Raw genomic sequence first — 15,906 nt, 5'->3', positions numbered from 1 at the left:
CTCCACCCGCCCAACCTGCGGCCATGCATTCCAAAACCGTTCCGCCGCTGTCCTTGATCGTTGGCAGTTCGCTAACCGCCGTCGTGGCGTGTGAGTTCGACTGGGCCTTCGATTTCACGGGCGGCTTTAACATTGTAGCCGAGAGCAGCCACTGGCGGCTTCGTCGCGAACACAGGGTCATCATCACCGACGAAGATCATGGGCAGATTTTTGGGCACAAGGCGCCTGTGGATGCCGGGGCGGTCGTTCGGGGACAGCTCCAAGAGGCGGCGATCACAGGTGCCGAGCTTTCGATTGTATCGGATCTTTTGCCGTCGTTCGCCGGCGGCTGCGTCCTTGAACTACTCGTTAGCTCGAGCGGCTATGAAAACTGGCATGTATATGGCCATGACAGTTCCCATACCTGTGCGACAGGGGGTGGTGAGGTCTGCCAGTTGGGATGAATGTCGCAACTGGGCGAAAGCGACCCTTCCTCCCCCTCCCCCCACCGCCGCAGGCGGTAGAGTGGGAGGGTTGGGGTGGGGGTCGTCTTGCCGGCAGGTCTGCTCGTTGCTTTCACGACCCCCACCCCGACCCTCCCCACTCTATGTCCGCTACGCTCACATGGGGGGAGGGAGCAGACGGACCGCCACCCGCCTGAGCCGTCGCGCCCGCGCGGCAGCCGCACGGCGCCGGCCGGAGCGGCAACCCAAGGGTGGCGGCTGTCCTCCAAGACCGCGCCGCAATGGCAGCGGGCGGCGGTCATGCCGGCACGGGCCGGAATGCCAGCCACGCGACCAGGACGAGCGGCAGCAAGCCGACCAGATCGGCAATGGCGATCGTGCGCAACGCCGGCGGCCGTCCGGCCTGGGCATAAAGCACCAGAAAACCCACCATGCTGATCGCTGTCGCGACAGCAGCGAGGCGCCTGACAGCCGGATCGGCAATCGCCCAGCAACAGATCACCACGACAACGAGAAACAGCGCAGCGCGATGGTGAAGCAGCAGGAAACCGCTACCGCCCGGCGCCACACCGTAAAGCCGGGTGATCATCGCCGGCCGCAGCAGGGCCAGCGCCGGCAGCGCGTGGATCGCCGCCAGCAGCAGTCAGGCGAGACGTTCCAGCATCAGGCCTTCAATTCCCGCGCCAGCGCCTTCCTTGTCTTGTCGCCATAGGGCGGCTTGAAACCCGCCAGCCCGGCGAGGTCGATCTTGGGCTGGGTGTAGATCGCCTTGGCGTGGCTGAATTCCTTGAAGCCGTCATGGCCGTGGTACGACCCCATGCCGGCGTTGCCGATGCCGCCGAAGGGCAGTTCCTCCGCCGAGACATGGAAGATCACGTCGTTCACCGTCACACCGCCCGAGATGGTGCGATCGAGCACGCGGCGCTGTTCGGCATCGTCCTGGCCGAACCAGTAGAGGCCGAGCGGCCGGTCGCGGCGGTTGACCTCGTCGATGGCGCCATCGGTGGTCGCATAAGTGCGGATCGGCAGCAGCGGCCCGAAGATTTCCTCCTGCATCACCGTCATCTCGTCGGTCGGGTTGCGGATCAGGTGCAGCGGCATCTTGTTGGTGTTCGCCCGCGAAAAGTCCTCGTTGGCCGGGTTGATCACCTCGATGGTGGCGCCCTTGGCGCGGGCGTCCTCGACATGGGCCTCCAGTCGCTCGCGGTGGCGCGCGCCGAGCACCGAGGTATAGTCGGGGTTCGCCAGCAGCGTCGGGTACATTTTCGCGGTCGCGGCCTTCAGCCCTTCGACGACGGCGCCCTCGCTCTCCTCCGGCACCAGCAGGTAATCCGGCGCCAGGCAGATCTGGCCGGCGTTCATCATCTTGCCCATGGTGATGCGTTCGGTGGCGACGCCGATGTCGGCGCTGCGGCTGATGATGGTCGGCGACTTGCCGCCGAGCTCGAGCGTCAACGGCACCAGGTTCTTCGCCGCCGCCATCATGACATGGCGCGCGATGCCGGTGCCGCCGGTGAAAACCAGGTGATCGAAGGGCAGTTCCGAAAACGCCTTGCCGGCCTCCGCCCCGCCGGTGATGACGGCGATCTCGGTGGCGTCGAAGGCGGCCTCCAGTATTTCCTTCATCAATTGCGACGTGACGGGGGTGAACTCGCTCGGCTTGATCATCGCGCGGTTGCCCGCCGCCAACACGCCGGCGAGCGGCGCGAAGGTCAGGTTCACCGGGAAGTTCCAGGGGCTGATGATGCCGATGACGCCCTTGGGCTGGAATTCGACCCGGGCGCGGGCGCCGAGCAGCTTCATCGGGAAATCCAATGGCCGGCTTTCGGGCTTCATCCAGGCATCGAGATGCTTGATCGCGTGCTTCAGCGGCTTGACCGAACCCATGATGTCGGTGACCAGCGACATCTCGTTGGACCGATGGCCGAAATCTTCGGACAACGCCGCGACCAGCCGGTCTTTGTTGTCGAGCACCACGGCGAGGGCGCGTTGCAGACGCGCCTTGCGGGTGGCGGCGGTGACCGGCAGCTCGGCGGTGAAGGCGGCGCGCTGGCGGTGCAGGATGTCGAGCATGGCCGCGGCGTCACGGGCGTCCCAGGCGGTGGTGGCAGTGCTGGCCATGTCGTTGTCCCCATCGTGTTCGGCGTGCAGATTTGAGCGCACCTTAGATGTTGTTGCGGCGCCTTAGAAGCGTTTCGTGGGTAGCGGCGGTGGGGACAGGTCTGTCACCGGATACCGAAAAGTGCTAGGCTGCGAACCCGGCCAGCAGCGCCGCGGCGCCGACGCCGGCGAGGTGCAGGGTCCGCTCCCGGCCGCCGCCATAGCCGTCGATGGCGAGGATGCCGAGGCCGTGGGAGAAGCTCCACAGGCTGTGGGCGGCAGCCTCGGGGGAGACCGACAGCGGGCCGAGCGCGGCGATGAGTTCGGCGAGCTTGGCGGCGGGCAGCGCGGCGGCGGCGGCGAGGCCCGGATGGGCGGCGCGGTCGGCGAGCTCGGGGCCCTTCATCAGGCGATAGAGCTCGGGATTGTCGAGGATGAAGCCGACATAGGCGCGGGTGCCGGCGACCAGCGCCTCAGCAGCGTCAGCGCCGGTGCCGGCCAGTGCCGCCAGCTTTACGGTGTACAGCCGCTCGAAACCGCGTTGCGCGACGGCGGCGACCAGCGCGGCGCGATCGGCAAAGTGGTGATAGGGCGCCATCGGACTGACGCCGGCGGCACGGGCAACGGCGCGCAGGGTCAACGCCGCGGCGCCTTCGGCCTCCACCAGCGCCAGCGCCGCATCGACAAGGGTGCTGCCGAGGTCGCCATGGTGATAGCGGGCGGTACTGGCCATGGGGCGATGTTAGCTTGACCAAGGCCGGCAAGGCAAATTATACGGTGTAAACTTACACTGTACAGATTGGGGCCGGCGATGACGGTGATCGTGATGACCGGGGCGACGACCGGGATCGGCGCAGCGGCGGTGGCGCATTTCGGCGATGCCCGGCTGATCGTCGGCGCGCGTGGTGGGCAGGTGCCGGGGGCGACGATGCTGCCGCTCGATCTCGCCAGCCTGGCCAGCGTGCGCGGCTTTGCCGAGGCGGTGGTTGCGGCGCTGGACGGGGCGCGTATCGATGCGCTGGTGCTCAACGCCGGTGGCCAGCGGCCCGACGTGGCGGCGCGATCGGCGGACGGGCATGAGCTGACCTTTGCCGTCAATCACCTCGCCCATTATTTGCTGGCGCGGCTGCTGCTGCCGCAGCTGGCGCCGGGCGCGCGCATCGTCATCACCAGCAGCGGCACCCATGATCCCGCCGAAAGGACGCCGGTGCCACCGCCCCGCCATGCCGATGCGGCGTGGCTCGCCAACCCCGACGCCGACCCGCACCGCGACGCCGGCGCCACGACCGCGGGCATGCGCGCCTATTCGGCGTCGAAACTGTGCAATTTGATGACGGCGCGCAGCCTGGCCGCCCTGCCCGAGGCGGCCGCCAATGGCTGGATCGTGACCGCCTATGATCCGGGGCTGACGCCGGGAACCGGGCTGGTGCGCCACCAGATGTGGCCGGTGCGGGCGCTGGTCTGGCCGCTGCTGCCGCTGCTGGTGCGGTTCCGGCCCGGCATGAACAGCCTGGCCGATGCCGGCGCCGGGCTGGCGGTGCTGACGACGACCGCGCTGCCGCCGGCGGGCCGGGTCTATGCGTCGCTGCGCAAGGGCGTGCTGACCTGGCCGGAGCCATCGGTGCTGGCGCGCGACGATGCGGCGGCGGCGAAGCTGTGGGCCGACAGCGCGGCGCTGGTGGGCCTTATTTCCCCACCGGCACCGAGGGCCATTTGATGCCGAGCTGTTCCAGATAGGTCCCGTATTTCGCCGGGTCGTAGTAGAATTTGGCCATCGCCGGCCGAAACTCCGCCATCTTGTCGGCGTTGATCTGGATCTGCGGCTTGTCGGTTGCCGACAGCACCGGCTGATATTTCTGGTCCTTGGTCTGGACGTCCTTGAAGTACGCTCGGGCGGCTTTCAGCAATTCCGGCTTCATCAGCAGGTCAACGAGCGTCATCGCCTCGACCTTGGCGCCGGCGATGATGCCCTTGTGGGCGATCGGCGTTGCCATCGCGATGGCATTGGCCCAGTTGTGGCCCGGCAGGCCCGGGATATTGGCCGGATAGCGGATGGTGATCGTTGGCATGATCCAGCTGATGTCGCCGATGTCGTCGCTGCCGCCGCTTTCGGGCTTTTCCTTGGGCGGCTTCATGCCCTCGATCTTCGTCGCCAGCCCGTCCTGCTTGTCGGACTTGATCGACAACTGGACGGCGCGGGCGAGCGTTTGGTCGGCGGCGTCCCATATCGGCAGGCCGACGGCGGCGATGTTGGCGGCGGCGGCCTCGGCCATCGGCTTGTTGAAATGCTGCGGGGCGGCGGTGCCGATGATGTCGCGGTCGACGGTCGTGTCGGTCATCATCGCCGCGGCGTCGGCCATCTTGTTGCCGATGGCGAAATTGGCGGCGATCCGGTCAAAGCTCTGTTCGCGGAAGAAATACCAGACGCTGGCTTCCGACGGCACGACATTGGGCTGGTCGCCGCCGTCGGTGATGACATAGTGCGATCGCTGTTCGGGGCGCAGATGCTCGCGGCGGAAATTCCAGCCGACGTTCATCAACTCGACGGCATCCAAGGCACTGCGGCCGACCCAGGGCTTGCCGGCGCTGTGCGCGGACGAGCCATGGAAGCGATAGCGGACCGAGACATTGCCGGTGCCGTCGGGCTGGCCATAGCCGACCGACAGATTGTCCGCGACATGGGTGAAGATCGTCGCGTCGACGCCGGCAAAGACCTTGTCGCGGACCATGTACGCCTTGCCGGCGACGAGTTCCTCGGCGACGCCGGGCCACAGCACCAGCGTGCCGGCGATCTTGTGCTTCGCCATCAGGTCCTTCAGCGCCAGCGCCGCGACGATGTTAAGCGCCTGGCCGCTGTTGTGGCCCTCGCCATGGCCGGGGGCGCCGGGCACGATCGGGTCGCGGGTGGGGACGCCGGGTTTCTGCGACGCCTTGGGGATGCAGTCGATGTCGCTGCCCAGCGCGATGACCGGGCCCCCGGTGCCTTGCGTCCATTTCGCCGTCCAGCCGGTCGGCAGCCCGGCGACGCCGCGGGTGACGGTGAAGCCGGCTTTTTCGAGCACATCGGTCAGATATTTTGACGTCTCGACCTCCTGGAAGGCCAGTTCGCCGAAGCTGAACACCATGTCGTTGATGACCTGGGCCTGCTTGGCCCGCGCGGCGACGCCGGCGACGGCCTCGGCCTTCAGCGCGGCGATGCGGGGGTCGTCGGCGGCGAGGGCCGGGGCCGCCAAAAAGGTGCCCGCCAGCGCGGCGGCGATTGCAGTGCGTGTCATCGATCGGCCCCTTGTTTTCGCGGCCAGCCTAGCAGCGGGGGAACCGCCTGCAAGTGTGTGATTGCGGGGGGCTGGCGCGGGGCGGCATCTTGGGCTTTCATGGCGCACAAGCAAAAATCACAAGCCCGGGGACCGATCGATGACGCTGCCTGCCGATTTTCCAGCGATGAGCATTGCCCAGGCCCATGCGCTGCTGACGGCGCCGGGATCGGTGCTGGAGATGGAGACGGTGACCATCCGCGGCCGGCCGACGCGGACCTGGAAGAATGCGCCGCCGACGCTGCGCGACGTGTTCCTGGCCGGGCGGGCGCATGGCGACAAGATCTTCATCGTCCATGAGGATGAACGGGTCAGCTTCGACGCGTTCGGCCGCGCCGTGCTGCGGCTGGCGGCGCAGCTGGTCGCCGATGGCGTGCAGAAGGGCGACCGTGTCGCCATCGTCATGCGCAACCTGCCCGAATGGCCGGTGGCGTTCTTTGCCGCGACGCTGACCGGTGCCATCGTCACGCCGCTCAACGCCTGGTGGACCGGCGGCGAGCTGGAATACGGCCTGTCCGACAGCGGCACCAAGGTGCTGCTCTGCGACAACGAGCGGCTGGCGCGCATCGCGCCGCATCTGCCCGAGCTGCCCGAAATCGAGCGCATCTATGTGACGCGCAGCACCGAGGAACCGATGGGCGACCCGCGCGAGGTGCAGCTGGAATCGATCATCGGCCACCCGAACAGCTGGGCGAGCATCGCCGATCGCGCGCTGCCGGTGGCCGAGATCGGCCCGGAGGACGACGCGACGATCTTCTACACCAGCGGCACCACCGGCAAGCCCAAGGGCGCGCTCGGCACGCATCGCAACATCGTTTCCAACATCATGGCATCGGGCTTTGCCGCGGCACGGTCCTATCTGCGCCGGGGCGAGATGCCGCCGGCGCCGGACCCGCAGGCGCCGCAGAAGGCGACATTGCTCAGCGTGCCGTTCTTCCACGCCACCGGCTGCCATGCCGTGCTGTCGCCGTCGCTGTTCGCCGGCGCGAAGCTCGTGCTGATGCGCAAATGGGACGTCGTCGAGGCGATGGGCCTGATCGAACGCGAGCGCATCACCGGCTGCGGAGGCGTGCCGACCATCGCCTGGCAGATCATCGAGCATCCCGAGCGCGGCAAATACGACCTGTCGAGCCTGGAGACCGTCAGCTATGGCGGCGCGCCGTCGGCGCCCGAGCTCGTCCGCCAGATCAAGAAGGTGTTCGGCAAGGCCCAGCCCGGCAACGGCTGGGGCATGACCGAGACCAGCGCCACCTTCACCAGCCATGTCGGCGAGGATTATGAACTTCGCCCCGACAGCTGCGGCCCGGCGTGCGCGGTCTGCGACCTGCAGGTCCGCGACCCCGACGGCAAGGTGCTGGCACCGGGCGAAGTGGGCGAACTCTATGGCTTCGGCCCCAATGTCGTGAAGGAGTATTGGCGCAAGCCCGAGGCGACGGCGGCGACCTTCATCGACGGCTGGGTCCGCACCGGCGACCTGGCGCGCATCGACGAGGAAGGCTTTTGCTTCATCATCGACCGCGCCAAGGACATGCTTATCCGCGGCGGCGAGAACATCTATTGCGTCGAGGTCGAGAACGCCCTGTACGAGCACCCGGCGATCATGGACGCGGCGCTGGTCGGCCGGCCGCACAAGACATTGGGCGAGGAACCGGTGGCGTTCGTTACGCTGAAGCCCGGCGCCGAGGCCGGGGAGGATGAACTGCGCAGTTTCGTGGCCGCCCGGCTGGCGGCGTTCAAGGTGCCGGTGGCGGTGACATTCTCCAACGAGCCGCTGGTGCGCAACGCCAATGGCAAGATATTGAAGACCGAGTTGAAGAAGCTGGTTGGCGCATAACAACGCGTTGCCGGCGGCGCCCACCGGCCGATGTTTGCCAAGGCGCGGCCGCCTGCTGTATGGCGACGGGCCGCGCTCTGGACGCCCGGCAGGAACAGTGCATGGCCAATGACACCGACGGTCGCCTCGACGCCCCGATCGACGCGGCAGCAATTGCCGGCGTGATGGAGGAGGACCGCTTCAAGCAGTTCCTCGACAATATTCCCGTCGCCGTCGCCGTTTCCGAGCTGAAGCCGTCGGAAGTCGTCACCTATGCCAATCTGGAGTTCCAGCGGCTGACCGGCCGCAACGCGTCGGACATCACCGGCAAGAGCTGGCGCGCGCTGCCGGGCATGGCGACCGACGACGGCGACGAGCGACTGCTGCGCGACGCGGTGCAGGACGATTCGGAATATATCGGCGTGTTCACCATCGCTCGCGAGGACGACAGCATCGATGTCGATGTCTGGTCGAACACCATCGAGAACGAGGACGGCGAGCCGATCTATCGCCTGGTCGCGATGAGCCGGGCGCTGCAAGAGGAAGGCGACGCGCGCAGCGCCGCCGCTGTCGCATTGCGGGAAAAGGAAATCCTGCTGAAAGAGCTGCAGCACCGGGTCAAGAACAACCTGCAGATGATCACCTCCCTGATCCGCATGGAGGCGCGCAACGTTGCCGGCGACGAACAGGCCGAGGGCTTTGCCCGGCTGGCCGGCCGCATCAATGCGCTGGCGACCCTGTACGACGCGCTCTCGCGCGACGAGAGCGACAACCAGGTCGATCTCGGCGCCTATCTCGGGCAGATCGCGGCGGCGGTGATGCAGGCCCATGCCGTGGAGGGCATCCGGCTCGACACCCGGATCGACACCTGGCCGGTGTCGGTCAACGTCGCCATGCCGGCGGGGCTGGTCGTCAACGAGGTGCTGACCAACGCGCTGAAGCACGGCTTTGCCGGCCGCGACCGCGGCGTGATCCGGCTGGAGAGCCTGATCGACGACGACGGCTGCCACATCACCGTCGCCGATGACGGCGTCGGCCTTCCCGACGGCGCAAAGTGGCCGCAGCCGGGCCGCCTCAGCGCCATCATCGTGCAGTCGCTGAAACAGAATGCCGGCGCCCGTATTTCGGTCGAGACCGACCCCGGCAAGGGGGTTGCGGTGACCATCTCCTTTGCGAGGCCGACGCCTGCACGCGCCGCCGCCTGAACCGGGCCGTTCGTTAACCGGCGGGAACCCCCTGCCTGTCCAGTGGTTGTGGCACCTGCACAACGACAAGGACATCATCATGGGCAAGGGCTGTATTCTCTGGGCGATCGGGATCCCCTTGCCGATCATCATCCTGCTGTATCTGTTCAACGTGCTTTAGGGTCCCGGCTTCTCCCGTCGATGCTGGTTTTGTCTATACCCTCCGTGGTCGCCTTGCGTAGTGGTGCCAACGAATCCGCAACCGGCTCTATTGGCGACTCGGCTCGCATCCCCTGACGCCTTGCGGCGGCCAATGCGCCGCGCTAACCCCTGCCGATGAAGCGTCCCGCCACCGCCGCCGACCCGGCCGAACTCGCGGCCTTCCTCGTCGCCAACCCGGGTATCGCCTTCCTCGACGTCTATTACACCAACCTCGCCGGCGTGCCGCGCGGCAAACGGCTGCGCGCGCACGAATTTCTGTCCGCGTTCGAGACCGGGCGCTACCTGCCGGGATCGGTGCTGGTCGTCGATATCACCGGGCTCGACGTCGAGGAATCGGGGATGGTGTGGGAGGATGGCGACGCCGACCGTGTCGCCTGGCCGGTGCCGGGCACGCTGACGCCGGCGCGCTGGCTGGGTGACGACAGCGCCGAAGTCATGCTCGCCATGCACGAGACCGATGGCCGCGCCTGCGACCTCGATCCGCGCCGGGTGCTCGCCAATGTCATCGATCGCTTCACCGCCGACGGGCTGACCCCGGTGTTGGCCTGCGAGCTGGAATTCTACCTCGTCGATGCGCGACGGACGCCGGACGGCGGCATCAGCGTGGCCGCCGGCGCCGACGGCCGGGTGCCGGCGCACCGCCAGGTCTATGGCCTCGACAGCGCCGATCTCGATGGCGATTACCTGCGCGCGCTGTGGGCGGCGTGCGATGCGCTGGGGCTGCCGACCGGCGCCGCGATCGGCGAATATGCGGCAGGGCAATATGAGGTGACGCTGGCGCACAAGCCCGATGCGCTGGCCGCCGCCGACGACGCGGTGCGCTTCAAGCGGGCGGCCAAGGGCGTGGCCGACACGCGCGGGCGAACGGCGACGTTCATGGCCAAGCCCTTTGCCGAGCTGTCGGGTTCCGGGCTGCACATCCATGTCTCGGTCAACGACGAGCGCGGCCGCAACATCTTTGCCGATACTCGTCCGCAGGGATCGGTGGCGCTGGGCCATGCCATCGGCGGCTGCGCCAATCTGATGCCGTCGAGCATCGCCGTGTTCGCGCCCAACGCCAACAGCTATCGCCGCTTTCGGCCCAACAGCTATGCCCCGGTACGCGCCGGCTGGGGCGTCAACAATCGCACTGTGCCGCTACGCGTCCCCATCGGGCCACCGGCGTCGCGGCATCTCGAGCATCGCCTGTCGGGCGCCGACGCCAATCCGTATCTGGCGGTCGCCGCGGTGCTGGCCGGCGTCCATCACGGGCTGACGCACGCCATCGACCCGGGCCCGGCGGTGACCGGCGACGGCTATGCCACCGGCGAGCGGCTGCCGACCGACTGGTCGCACGCGCTGGCGCTGTTCGAGGGTTCGCGCTTGCTCAGCGATTACTGGGGCGGCCGCGCGGCGGAAATGTTCGCGACGGTGAAGCGGGTGGAGCAGGAACGCTACAACAGCGTCGTCACGCCGCTGGACTATGATTGGGTGCTGCGTTCGGCGTGAGCTTCCGGTAAGGGCGGTGAAACTCCACGAAAGCCGCGCCATGAAATTCTTTGCCGACACCGCCGATACCGCCGAAATCGAATCGCTGGCAGCGACCGGGCTGTTGGATGGCGTCACCACCAACCCGTCGTTGATCGCCAAGTCGGGCCGCAATTTCCTGGAGGTGATCCGCGAGATCGCCGCGCTGACGCCGGGCCCGGTGTCGGCCGAAGTCGTCGCCAGCACCGCCGCCGACATGCTGCGCGAGGCCGAGGTGCTGAAGAAACTGGGCGACAATATCTGCATCAAGCTGCCGCTGACGCTGGATGGGCTGAAGGCGTGCAAGGCGCTGAGCGACGAAGGCACGATGACCAATGTCACCCTGTGCTTTTCGGCCAACCAGGCGCTGCTGGCGGCCAAGGCGGGGGCGACCTTCATCTCGCCGTTCGTCGGCCGTCTCGACGATGTCGGTTACGACGGCATGCAGCTCATCGAAGACATCAAGATGATCTATGACAATTATGCCTTCGAAACCGAGATCCTGGTCGCCAGCGTGCGGCATCCGGTCCACGTCCTGCAGGCGGCAAAGCTGGGTGCCGATGTCGCGACGATGCCGCCGGCGGTGATCCGCGCGCTGGCCAGCCACCCGCTGACCGACAAGGGCCTCGCGGCGTTCACGGCGGATTGGGCGAAGACCGGGCAGAGCATCCTCTGAGCGCACCCGCCAGCCTTTCCGCCCTTACTCGCCTCTGGCTCGCCAGCCTCGAAAATGCCCGGCGACTGTCGCCCCACACCGTCCGAGCCTATGCGGCGACGCTGGAGCGTTTCGATGACTTCCTCGTGCCCCACATCGGCGGCACCGCCACGCCCGCCGCTCTCGCCGCGCTGACGCTCGCCGATTTCCGCGCCTTTCTCAGCCAGCGGCGCGGCGATGGGCTCGCCAACGTCTCGGTGGCGCGCGAGGTGTCGGCGCTGAAGACCTTCTTCGCCTGGGCCCGCCGCCACCACGGCATCACCTGCGACGGCATCGCCGGGCTGAAGTCGCCCAAGGTGCCGCGCCGGGTGCCGCGGCCGGTGTCGCCCGCCGATGCCGCCGGGCTGATCGCCGCGGTCGGCGACGATGCCCGCCGACCCTGGACAGCGGCGCGCGACACGGCGGTGCTGCTGCTGCTGTACGGCGCCGGCCTGCGTATCGCCGAGGCGCTGTCGCTGTCGGGCGCGGTGCTGCCGCTGGGCAACACGATCACCGTTACCGGCAAGCGCAACAAGACCCGCGCGGTGCCGCTGCTGCCAGTCGTTGCCGAGGCGATCATGGCGTATGTCGCGCTGGCGCCGTGGCCGCCCGACCGCGAGGCGCCGCTGTTTCGCGGTATCCGCGGCGGGCCATTGGATCCCGGCATCGTGCGCAGCGCCATTCGCGCCGCCCGCCCGGCGCTGGGCCTGCCCGATACCGCGACCCCGCACGCGCTGCGCCACAGTTTCGCGACGCATTTGCTGGCCCGCGGCGCCGACCTGCGATCGATCCAGGAACTGCTCGGCCACGCCAGCCTGTCGTCGACGCAGATCTATACGGCGATCGATGCGGCGCAGCTGCTCGATGTGTACCGCAACGCCCATCCGCGGGCGTGATCCGGGGCGGTCAGGCCGATATGTCGGGCGCGAACAGCGTGGCCATTTCAAGCCGGCCCTCGGCCGACAGTTGCAGATGCAGGGTCGCATCCCCGACCGGATATTTGAGCCAGCGCGGTATCGGGCGTTTCAGCACGGCGCTCATGCCGCCGCCGCCGCTGCTGGCCGGGGGCCCGAGCTTTGCCACGATATCAGCCTCGGCATCGCCCAGCGCGATCCCGCCCGGCAGGTCGCCCTTGAAGCCGGCATAGCCTTCATGGCCTTCGCCATGCAGGTGAAAGGCCGAAACATGGAGTTCCTGCGCGTCGGCGACCTCCTGTGCAGGAATCAACCATGGCGCTTCCTTAAACACCGCCTCGACACCATCGACCTTGTATTCCAGCGAGCCATAATATTCGTCGCGCGTTATCCTGGCGATGTCGGTGCCGAAATAGTCCTGCACGACAACATCGTTGACCGATCGGCGCAGCACGCTCGCCATGTCGCCGATAGTGAATTCAGGCACCGTCAATTGCCTCCTGCGGCTCTGCGTATCGCGGCTGCTGCTGCTTCGGCGGCCGCCCGATCGGCAGAGCTTGCACCATTAATCATCGCCTGTGAATCGCGCAAAGCTGCGGCACCCGGATTTGCTGCATCCGCCCTGATCCGGGCGACGGTATTCCTGCCGCCGAATGTCGGGCTTTGGGTTCGATGCCAGTTTTCGGGGACGGCAACCACCATGCCTTCGTCGCGAACCAGCGCACGCTCGGCTGCCGTCAGCGGACGGCCGAGTTCCGCCTCGGCGCGCGCCAGGTTCGACGCACTCGACGGCTGGTGGTCGAGATCGAGCCGGTCGCCCGTCAGGGACCGCTGGCGCAGCTCGCGATAGGTGCCGACTTCATAGGGCGCTACGCCACCTTGTGCCGCTGCGCCCGCCGCGGGGCGGTTCGCGGCCGCCTGCGTACGATCGTTGAGATAGCGATCGTTTCGCGACGCCTGCCGATTGGTCGCCGCAGGTTCCGACGCCCCCCGCCCGCCGCCACTCGACTGGCCACCGCCACCCCCGGTGTTCCGTTCCCTGATGATCCGCCGCGCCAGCCAGGCCATGAAGACCGCACCCCCCAGGCCGACGAACGCCTTGGCATATTGTTCCCCGGCACGGTCGAGATCGGCGTCGGACTTGGCGTCGATCACCGCCAGGGTCGTGGTGACCAGCAGGCCCAGCGCCTCGATGCCGGCGCTGCCGGCGAGGTAGAAAACCATGATCAGCATCGCACTGTCGAACACCGCCGCCGACAGCGGATTGGTGTTTGCCAGCGCGCCGGCGATGATGAAGGCAGCCATGACCTTCAGATTGTCGAGAGTGAACAGCTGCAGGAACGCGTTGGCGAGTTCCGGCCCCATGTACTTCGCCGATCGCTGCAGCCCCGCCGTGACCTTGTCCGTCATGTCCATCGCGGCGACGGCGGCATCCAGTTGCTGCGCCGGGGTCAGCGTGATGCCCGGCGGCGATTTGGCGAAGGCCGCGCGGCCCGTCGGCGCCGGCGGCACCGTCACCGTCGCCACCGCATCGTCCATTGCCAGCACCAGCAGGCGACGGCTGGCCACGGCGCGCCGGACGACCTGCATCAGCTGGTGGTCGTCGAGCCCGCGGATGTTGCTGCCGAGGTCGCTGCGGCCGGGCCAGGTGCGGATCCGCGCCAGGGCGCCGTCGTCGCGCGCCAGCATCGCCAGCGCCGCCCGCTGGCCGAGATCGGCAACGCGCTGCACGGCCGCCGGAAAGCTGGCGGTGCGGCCGAGGATGAGCCGGCCGCGCGCCGTGCGAATGACCAGATGTCCCGAGATCGCCGCCCCCTGTGCCCTGCCCGGCATTCTGACATCATTTCGGGGCGATTCGCCACCGGCGGTCAGACCTGGCTGGCGGCAACCACCTCGTCGGCGCGGGCGAACCAGGTGCCGGGCTGCGCCGCCAGCCAGGCAATCAACCCCGCGATGGCGTCGATGCGATAGGGGAGCGCGCTGATATAAGGGGTCAGGTGGATGGGCAGCATGCGGCCGCCGTGGCGGTCGACCTCGCCATCGAGCCACAAATACGCGTCGCGCAATTGTTCGGCATAGCTGTCGGCGGATTGCTGGCAGGTGGCGATGACCTGGCGATCGCTGAGTTCATGGTTGAGCGGCAGGTTGACGATCGACCCGGCCGGCGTCGTCATCCGATAAGGCAACTCGTCGTTGACCCAGTCCATGCAATAGTCGAGCCCGGCCGCCGCCAGCAATCGCGGCGTGTTCCAGCTTTGCGAGCGGGCGATCGACAGCCAGCCGGTGGGGCGCTGGCCGGTGACGGCGTGAAGGCCGGCGAGGCTGTCGGCGATCAGCGCGCGTTCGTCGGCCTCCGCCAGCCCCGTCGCGATAGTGCCGTTCATGTCGGTCGAATGGGCGATCACCTCGTGGCCGGCGGCGACGATGCTGCGCGCCAGATCGGGAAAGCGTTCGGCCCAGCGGCTGTTCATCGCAAAGCTCGCGTGGGCGCCGACCGCCGCCAGCGCCTCGACCAGCCGCGGCACGCCCAATCGCGAGCCGTAATCACGCGCGGTGAAGTGCCGGTAGTCGGGAAACGCCGTCTGCATGTGGCCGGGGGCGCGGAACGGCGCGTCGACGGGCGTCAGCGGGAAGAATTCGCAGGAGATGACGATGACGACGGCGACGCGCTTGCCATCGGGCCAGGAGATCGGCGGCCGCTCGGCGATGTTCGACCAGGGGTAGAGGTCGTGGTCCATGCCGCGGCCACGGCGGGGATATTCGAGATAGGACGGATCGAGGCTCATATCTGCCCGCGATACGCATCGGCGATGGCCCCGGCCGTGGTGATCCAGGCGCGGCCATCGCCGGCGATATGCTCGAGCACGCGTTCGAACGGCCCGATGCGGTGCGGCTGGCCGATGAGATAGCTGTGCAGCGGGATGCACATGACGGTGCCGCTGGCTTCCCCCTCCCGCGCCAGCCGATCGTACTGGCGGATCAGCGCGTCGGCGTAATCGCGGGGACCCATGTTGTAGATGAAGAAACCATAGTGGTCGTTGACCTCCAGGCTGTAAGGCATCGAGATCAGGTCGCCGGTCGCCGTGCAGACCCGGCCGGGGCGATCGTCGTGGTACAGGTCGCAGGTATAATCGAGGCCATAGTCGGCGATCAGATCCATGGTGCGGACGGTGTGGGTCAGCGCCGGCGCCAGCCAGCCGCGGATGCGCTGCCCGGTGGCGCGCTCGACCGTGGCGATGCTGTCCTCGATGATGGCGCGTTCCTGGGCCTCGTCCATGTCATAGGCGTAGCGGGTGTTGTAGATGCCGTGGCTGAAGAATTCCCAGCCGCGCGCCACGCCATCGGCAACGACATCCGGGATATGGTCGCACAGCGCCACCGACAGGCTGACACTGCCCGGAAATCCGTGCCGCGACATGGCATCGGCCATCCGCCAATGGCCGACGCGATTGGCATGGTCGCGGTGGCTGTAGCCGACGACATCGGGGTGCGGCCGCGCCCAGCTTTTCCGCCGCGGATGCGCCGGCGGGTCGAGCTCGTAGTATTCGAGGTTCGGCGCCACCCAGACCGCACAGGTCTTGCCACCGGGCCAGCGCAGCGGCGGGGTGGGGGCATCGGGGGCGTAAAGGCCGGGATCTTGAGGCGCTGCGGACATTTGTCCGGACAATAGCGGCTCGGCGCGGCCTGGGGAGGGTGTTTTCGCGGCTCCCCGACCC

At 67.8% G+C, this 15,906-nt stretch carries 15 protein-coding genes; 7 read left to right on the top strand and 8 right to left on the bottom strand.

Annotated elements, in window-relative coordinates:
- The first annotated feature begins 23 nt into the window (after positions 1-23).
- Positions 24-443, top strand: a complete 420-nt coding sequence (locus tag ACP7AI_RS13160; RefSeq protein WP_426168055.1) for a hypothetical protein — start codon at positions 24-26, stop codon at positions 441-443.
- A 298-nt stretch (positions 444-741) separates the two neighbouring features.
- Here the strand turns inward: ACP7AI_RS13160 and ACP7AI_RS13155 are convergent, their stop codons facing one another.
- The 3 genes from ACP7AI_RS13155 to ACP7AI_RS13145 form a co-directional block, all read right to left on the bottom strand.
- A complete protein-coding gene (locus tag ACP7AI_RS13155) occupies positions 742-1,032 on the bottom strand; it encodes a hypothetical protein (protein WP_426168053.1) in 291 nt (96 codons plus the stop codon).
- A gap of 74 nt (positions 1,033-1,106) precedes the next feature.
- Positions 1,107-2,564, bottom strand: coding sequence for a coniferyl aldehyde dehydrogenase (locus ACP7AI_RS13150; RefSeq protein WP_426168051.1), 1,458 nt, complete (start codon positions 2,562-2,564; stop codon positions 1,107-1,109).
- A 124-nt stretch (positions 2,565-2,688) separates the two neighbouring features.
- Positions 2,689-3,276 (bottom strand): TetR/AcrR family transcriptional regulator, encoded by a 588-nt coding sequence (locus ACP7AI_RS13145; RefSeq protein WP_426168049.1) that lies wholly within the window; start codon positions 3,274-3,276, stop codon positions 2,689-2,691.
- Between the two features lie 78 nt (positions 3,277-3,354).
- Between ACP7AI_RS13145 and ACP7AI_RS13140 the strand changes: the two genes are divergently transcribed.
- Complete coding sequence (locus tag ACP7AI_RS13140) at positions 3,355-4,260, top strand: SDR family NAD(P)-dependent oxidoreductase (RefSeq protein ID WP_426168047.1); 906 nt, start codon at positions 3,355-3,357, stop codon at positions 4,258-4,260.
- Here ACP7AI_RS13140 and ACP7AI_RS13135 read toward each other — a convergent pair.
- A complete protein-coding gene (locus tag ACP7AI_RS13135; protein WP_426168045.1) occupies positions 4,229-5,818 on the bottom strand; it encodes an amidohydrolase in 1,590 nt (529 codons plus the stop codon). The two genes, ACP7AI_RS13140 and ACP7AI_RS13135, sit on opposite strands and share 32 nt — an antisense overlap.
- A 139-nt stretch (positions 5,819-5,957) precedes the next feature.
- On the opposite strand from ACP7AI_RS13135, the gene ACP7AI_RS13130 reads away from it, so the two are divergent.
- The 5 genes from ACP7AI_RS13130 (at position 5,958) to ACP7AI_RS13110 (ending at position 12,172) form a co-directional block, all read left to right on the top strand.
- On the top strand, positions 5,958-7,691 hold the full coding sequence (locus tag ACP7AI_RS13130) for a class I adenylate-forming enzyme family protein (RefSeq protein ID WP_426168043.1): 1,734 nt from the start codon (positions 5,958-5,960) through the stop codon (positions 7,689-7,691).
- A gap of 101 nt (positions 7,692-7,792) precedes the next feature.
- Entirely contained in the window at positions 7,793-8,875 is a 1,083-nt protein-coding gene (locus tag ACP7AI_RS13125) for a sensor histidine kinase (protein ID WP_426168041.1), read from the top strand.
- Positions 8,876-9,190: 315 nt separating this feature from the next.
- On the top strand, positions 9,191-10,564 hold the full coding sequence (locus tag ACP7AI_RS13120; protein ID WP_426168039.1) for a glutamine synthetase family protein: 1,374 nt from the start codon (positions 9,191-9,193) through the stop codon (positions 10,562-10,564).
- Between the two features lie 40 nt (positions 10,565-10,604).
- Positions 10,605-11,258 (top strand): fructose-6-phosphate aldolase, encoded by a 654-nt coding sequence (fsa, locus tag ACP7AI_RS13115; protein WP_426168348.1) that lies wholly within the window; start codon positions 10,605-10,607, stop codon positions 11,256-11,258.
- Positions 11,228-12,172, top strand: a complete 945-nt coding sequence (locus tag ACP7AI_RS13110) for a tyrosine recombinase XerC (RefSeq protein ID WP_426168037.1) — start codon at positions 11,228-11,230, stop codon at positions 12,170-12,172. Before fsa ends, ACP7AI_RS13110 begins: the two co-directional genes overlap by 31 nt.
- Before the next feature lie 10 nt (positions 12,173-12,182).
- Here the strand turns inward: ACP7AI_RS13110 and ACP7AI_RS13105 are convergent, their stop codons facing one another.
- Genes ACP7AI_RS13105 through ACP7AI_RS13090 form a run of 4 tightly spaced genes read right to left on the bottom strand, consistent with a single transcriptional unit; the run spans position 12,183 to position 15,845 of the window.
- Positions 12,183-12,677, bottom strand: a complete 495-nt coding sequence (locus ACP7AI_RS13105; protein ID WP_426168035.1) for a hypothetical protein — start codon at positions 12,675-12,677, stop codon at positions 12,183-12,185.
- A gap of 2 nt (positions 12,678-12,679) precedes the next feature.
- Positions 12,680-14,023: a hypothetical protein gene (locus ACP7AI_RS13100; RefSeq protein WP_426168033.1), complete on the bottom strand. Its 1,344-nt coding sequence runs from the start codon at positions 14,021-14,023 to the stop codon at positions 12,680-12,682.
- A 35-nt stretch (positions 14,024-14,058) separates the two neighbouring features.
- Positions 14,059-14,976 carry a polysaccharide deacetylase family protein gene (locus tag ACP7AI_RS13095; RefSeq protein WP_426168031.1) on the bottom strand — a complete coding sequence of 306 codons (918 nt, stop codon included), beginning with the start codon at positions 14,974-14,976 and terminating at the stop codon, positions 14,059-14,061.
- Positions 14,973-15,845 carry a polysaccharide deacetylase family protein gene (locus ACP7AI_RS13090; RefSeq protein ID WP_426168029.1) on the bottom strand — a complete coding sequence of 291 codons (873 nt, stop codon included), beginning with the start codon at positions 15,843-15,845 and terminating at the stop codon, positions 14,973-14,975. Before ACP7AI_RS13090 ends, ACP7AI_RS13095 begins: the two co-directional genes overlap by 4 nt.
- Positions 15,846-15,906: the final 61 nt, after the last annotated feature.

The organism is Sandarakinorhabdus sp. DWP1-3-1 (genome assembly GCF_049896705.1).
Lineage (GTDB): Bacteria > Pseudomonadota > Alphaproteobacteria > Sphingomonadales > Sphingomonadaceae > Sandarakinorhabdus.
This window is presented reverse-complemented; position numbering and strand designations above follow the sequence as displayed.

Coding starts and splice junctions, on each gene's coding strand:
- ACP7AI_RS13135 (WP_426168045.1), bottom strand. CDS start 5,818: ATGACACGCACTGCAATCGCCGCCGCGCTGGCGGGCACCTTTTTGGCG.
- ACP7AI_RS13130 (WP_426168043.1), top strand. CDS start 5,958: ATGACGCTGCCTGCCGATTTTCCAGCGATGAGCATTGCCCAGGCCCAT.
- ACP7AI_RS13125 (WP_426168041.1), top strand. CDS start 7,793: ATGGCCAATGACACCGACGGTCGCCTCGACGCCCCGATCGACGCGGCA.
- ACP7AI_RS13100 (WP_426168033.1), bottom strand. CDS start 14,023: ATGCCGGGCAGGGCACAGGGGGCGGCGATCTCGGGACATCTGGTCATT.
- ACP7AI_RS13155 (WP_426168053.1), bottom strand. CDS start 1,032: ATGATCACCCGGCTTTACGGTGTGGCGCCGGGCGGTAGCGGTTTCCTG.
- ACP7AI_RS13140 (WP_426168047.1), top strand. CDS start 3,355: ATGACGGTGATCGTGATGACCGGGGCGACGACCGGGATCGGCGCAGCG.
- ACP7AI_RS13145 (WP_426168049.1), bottom strand. CDS start 3,276: ATGGCCAGTACCGCCCGCTATCACCATGGCGACCTCGGCAGCACCCTT.
- ACP7AI_RS13090 (WP_426168029.1), bottom strand. CDS start 15,845: ATGTCCGCAGCGCCTCAAGATCCCGGCCTTTACGCCCCCGATGCCCCC.
- ACP7AI_RS13120 (WP_426168039.1), top strand. CDS start 9,191: ATGAAGCGTCCCGCCACCGCCGCCGACCCGGCCGAACTCGCGGCCTTC.
- ACP7AI_RS13160 (WP_426168055.1), top strand. CDS start 24: ATGCATTCCAAAACCGTTCCGCCGCTGTCCTTGATCGTTGGCAGTTCG.
- fsa (WP_426168348.1), top strand. CDS start 10,605: ATGAAATTCTTTGCCGACACCGCCGATACCGCCGAAATCGAATCGCTG.
- ACP7AI_RS13150 (WP_426168051.1), bottom strand. CDS start 2,564: ATGGCCAGCACTGCCACCACCGCCTGGGACGCCCGTGACGCCGCGGCC.
- ACP7AI_RS13095 (WP_426168031.1), bottom strand. CDS start 14,976: ATGAGCCTCGATCCGTCCTATCTCGAATATCCCCGCCGTGGCCGCGGC.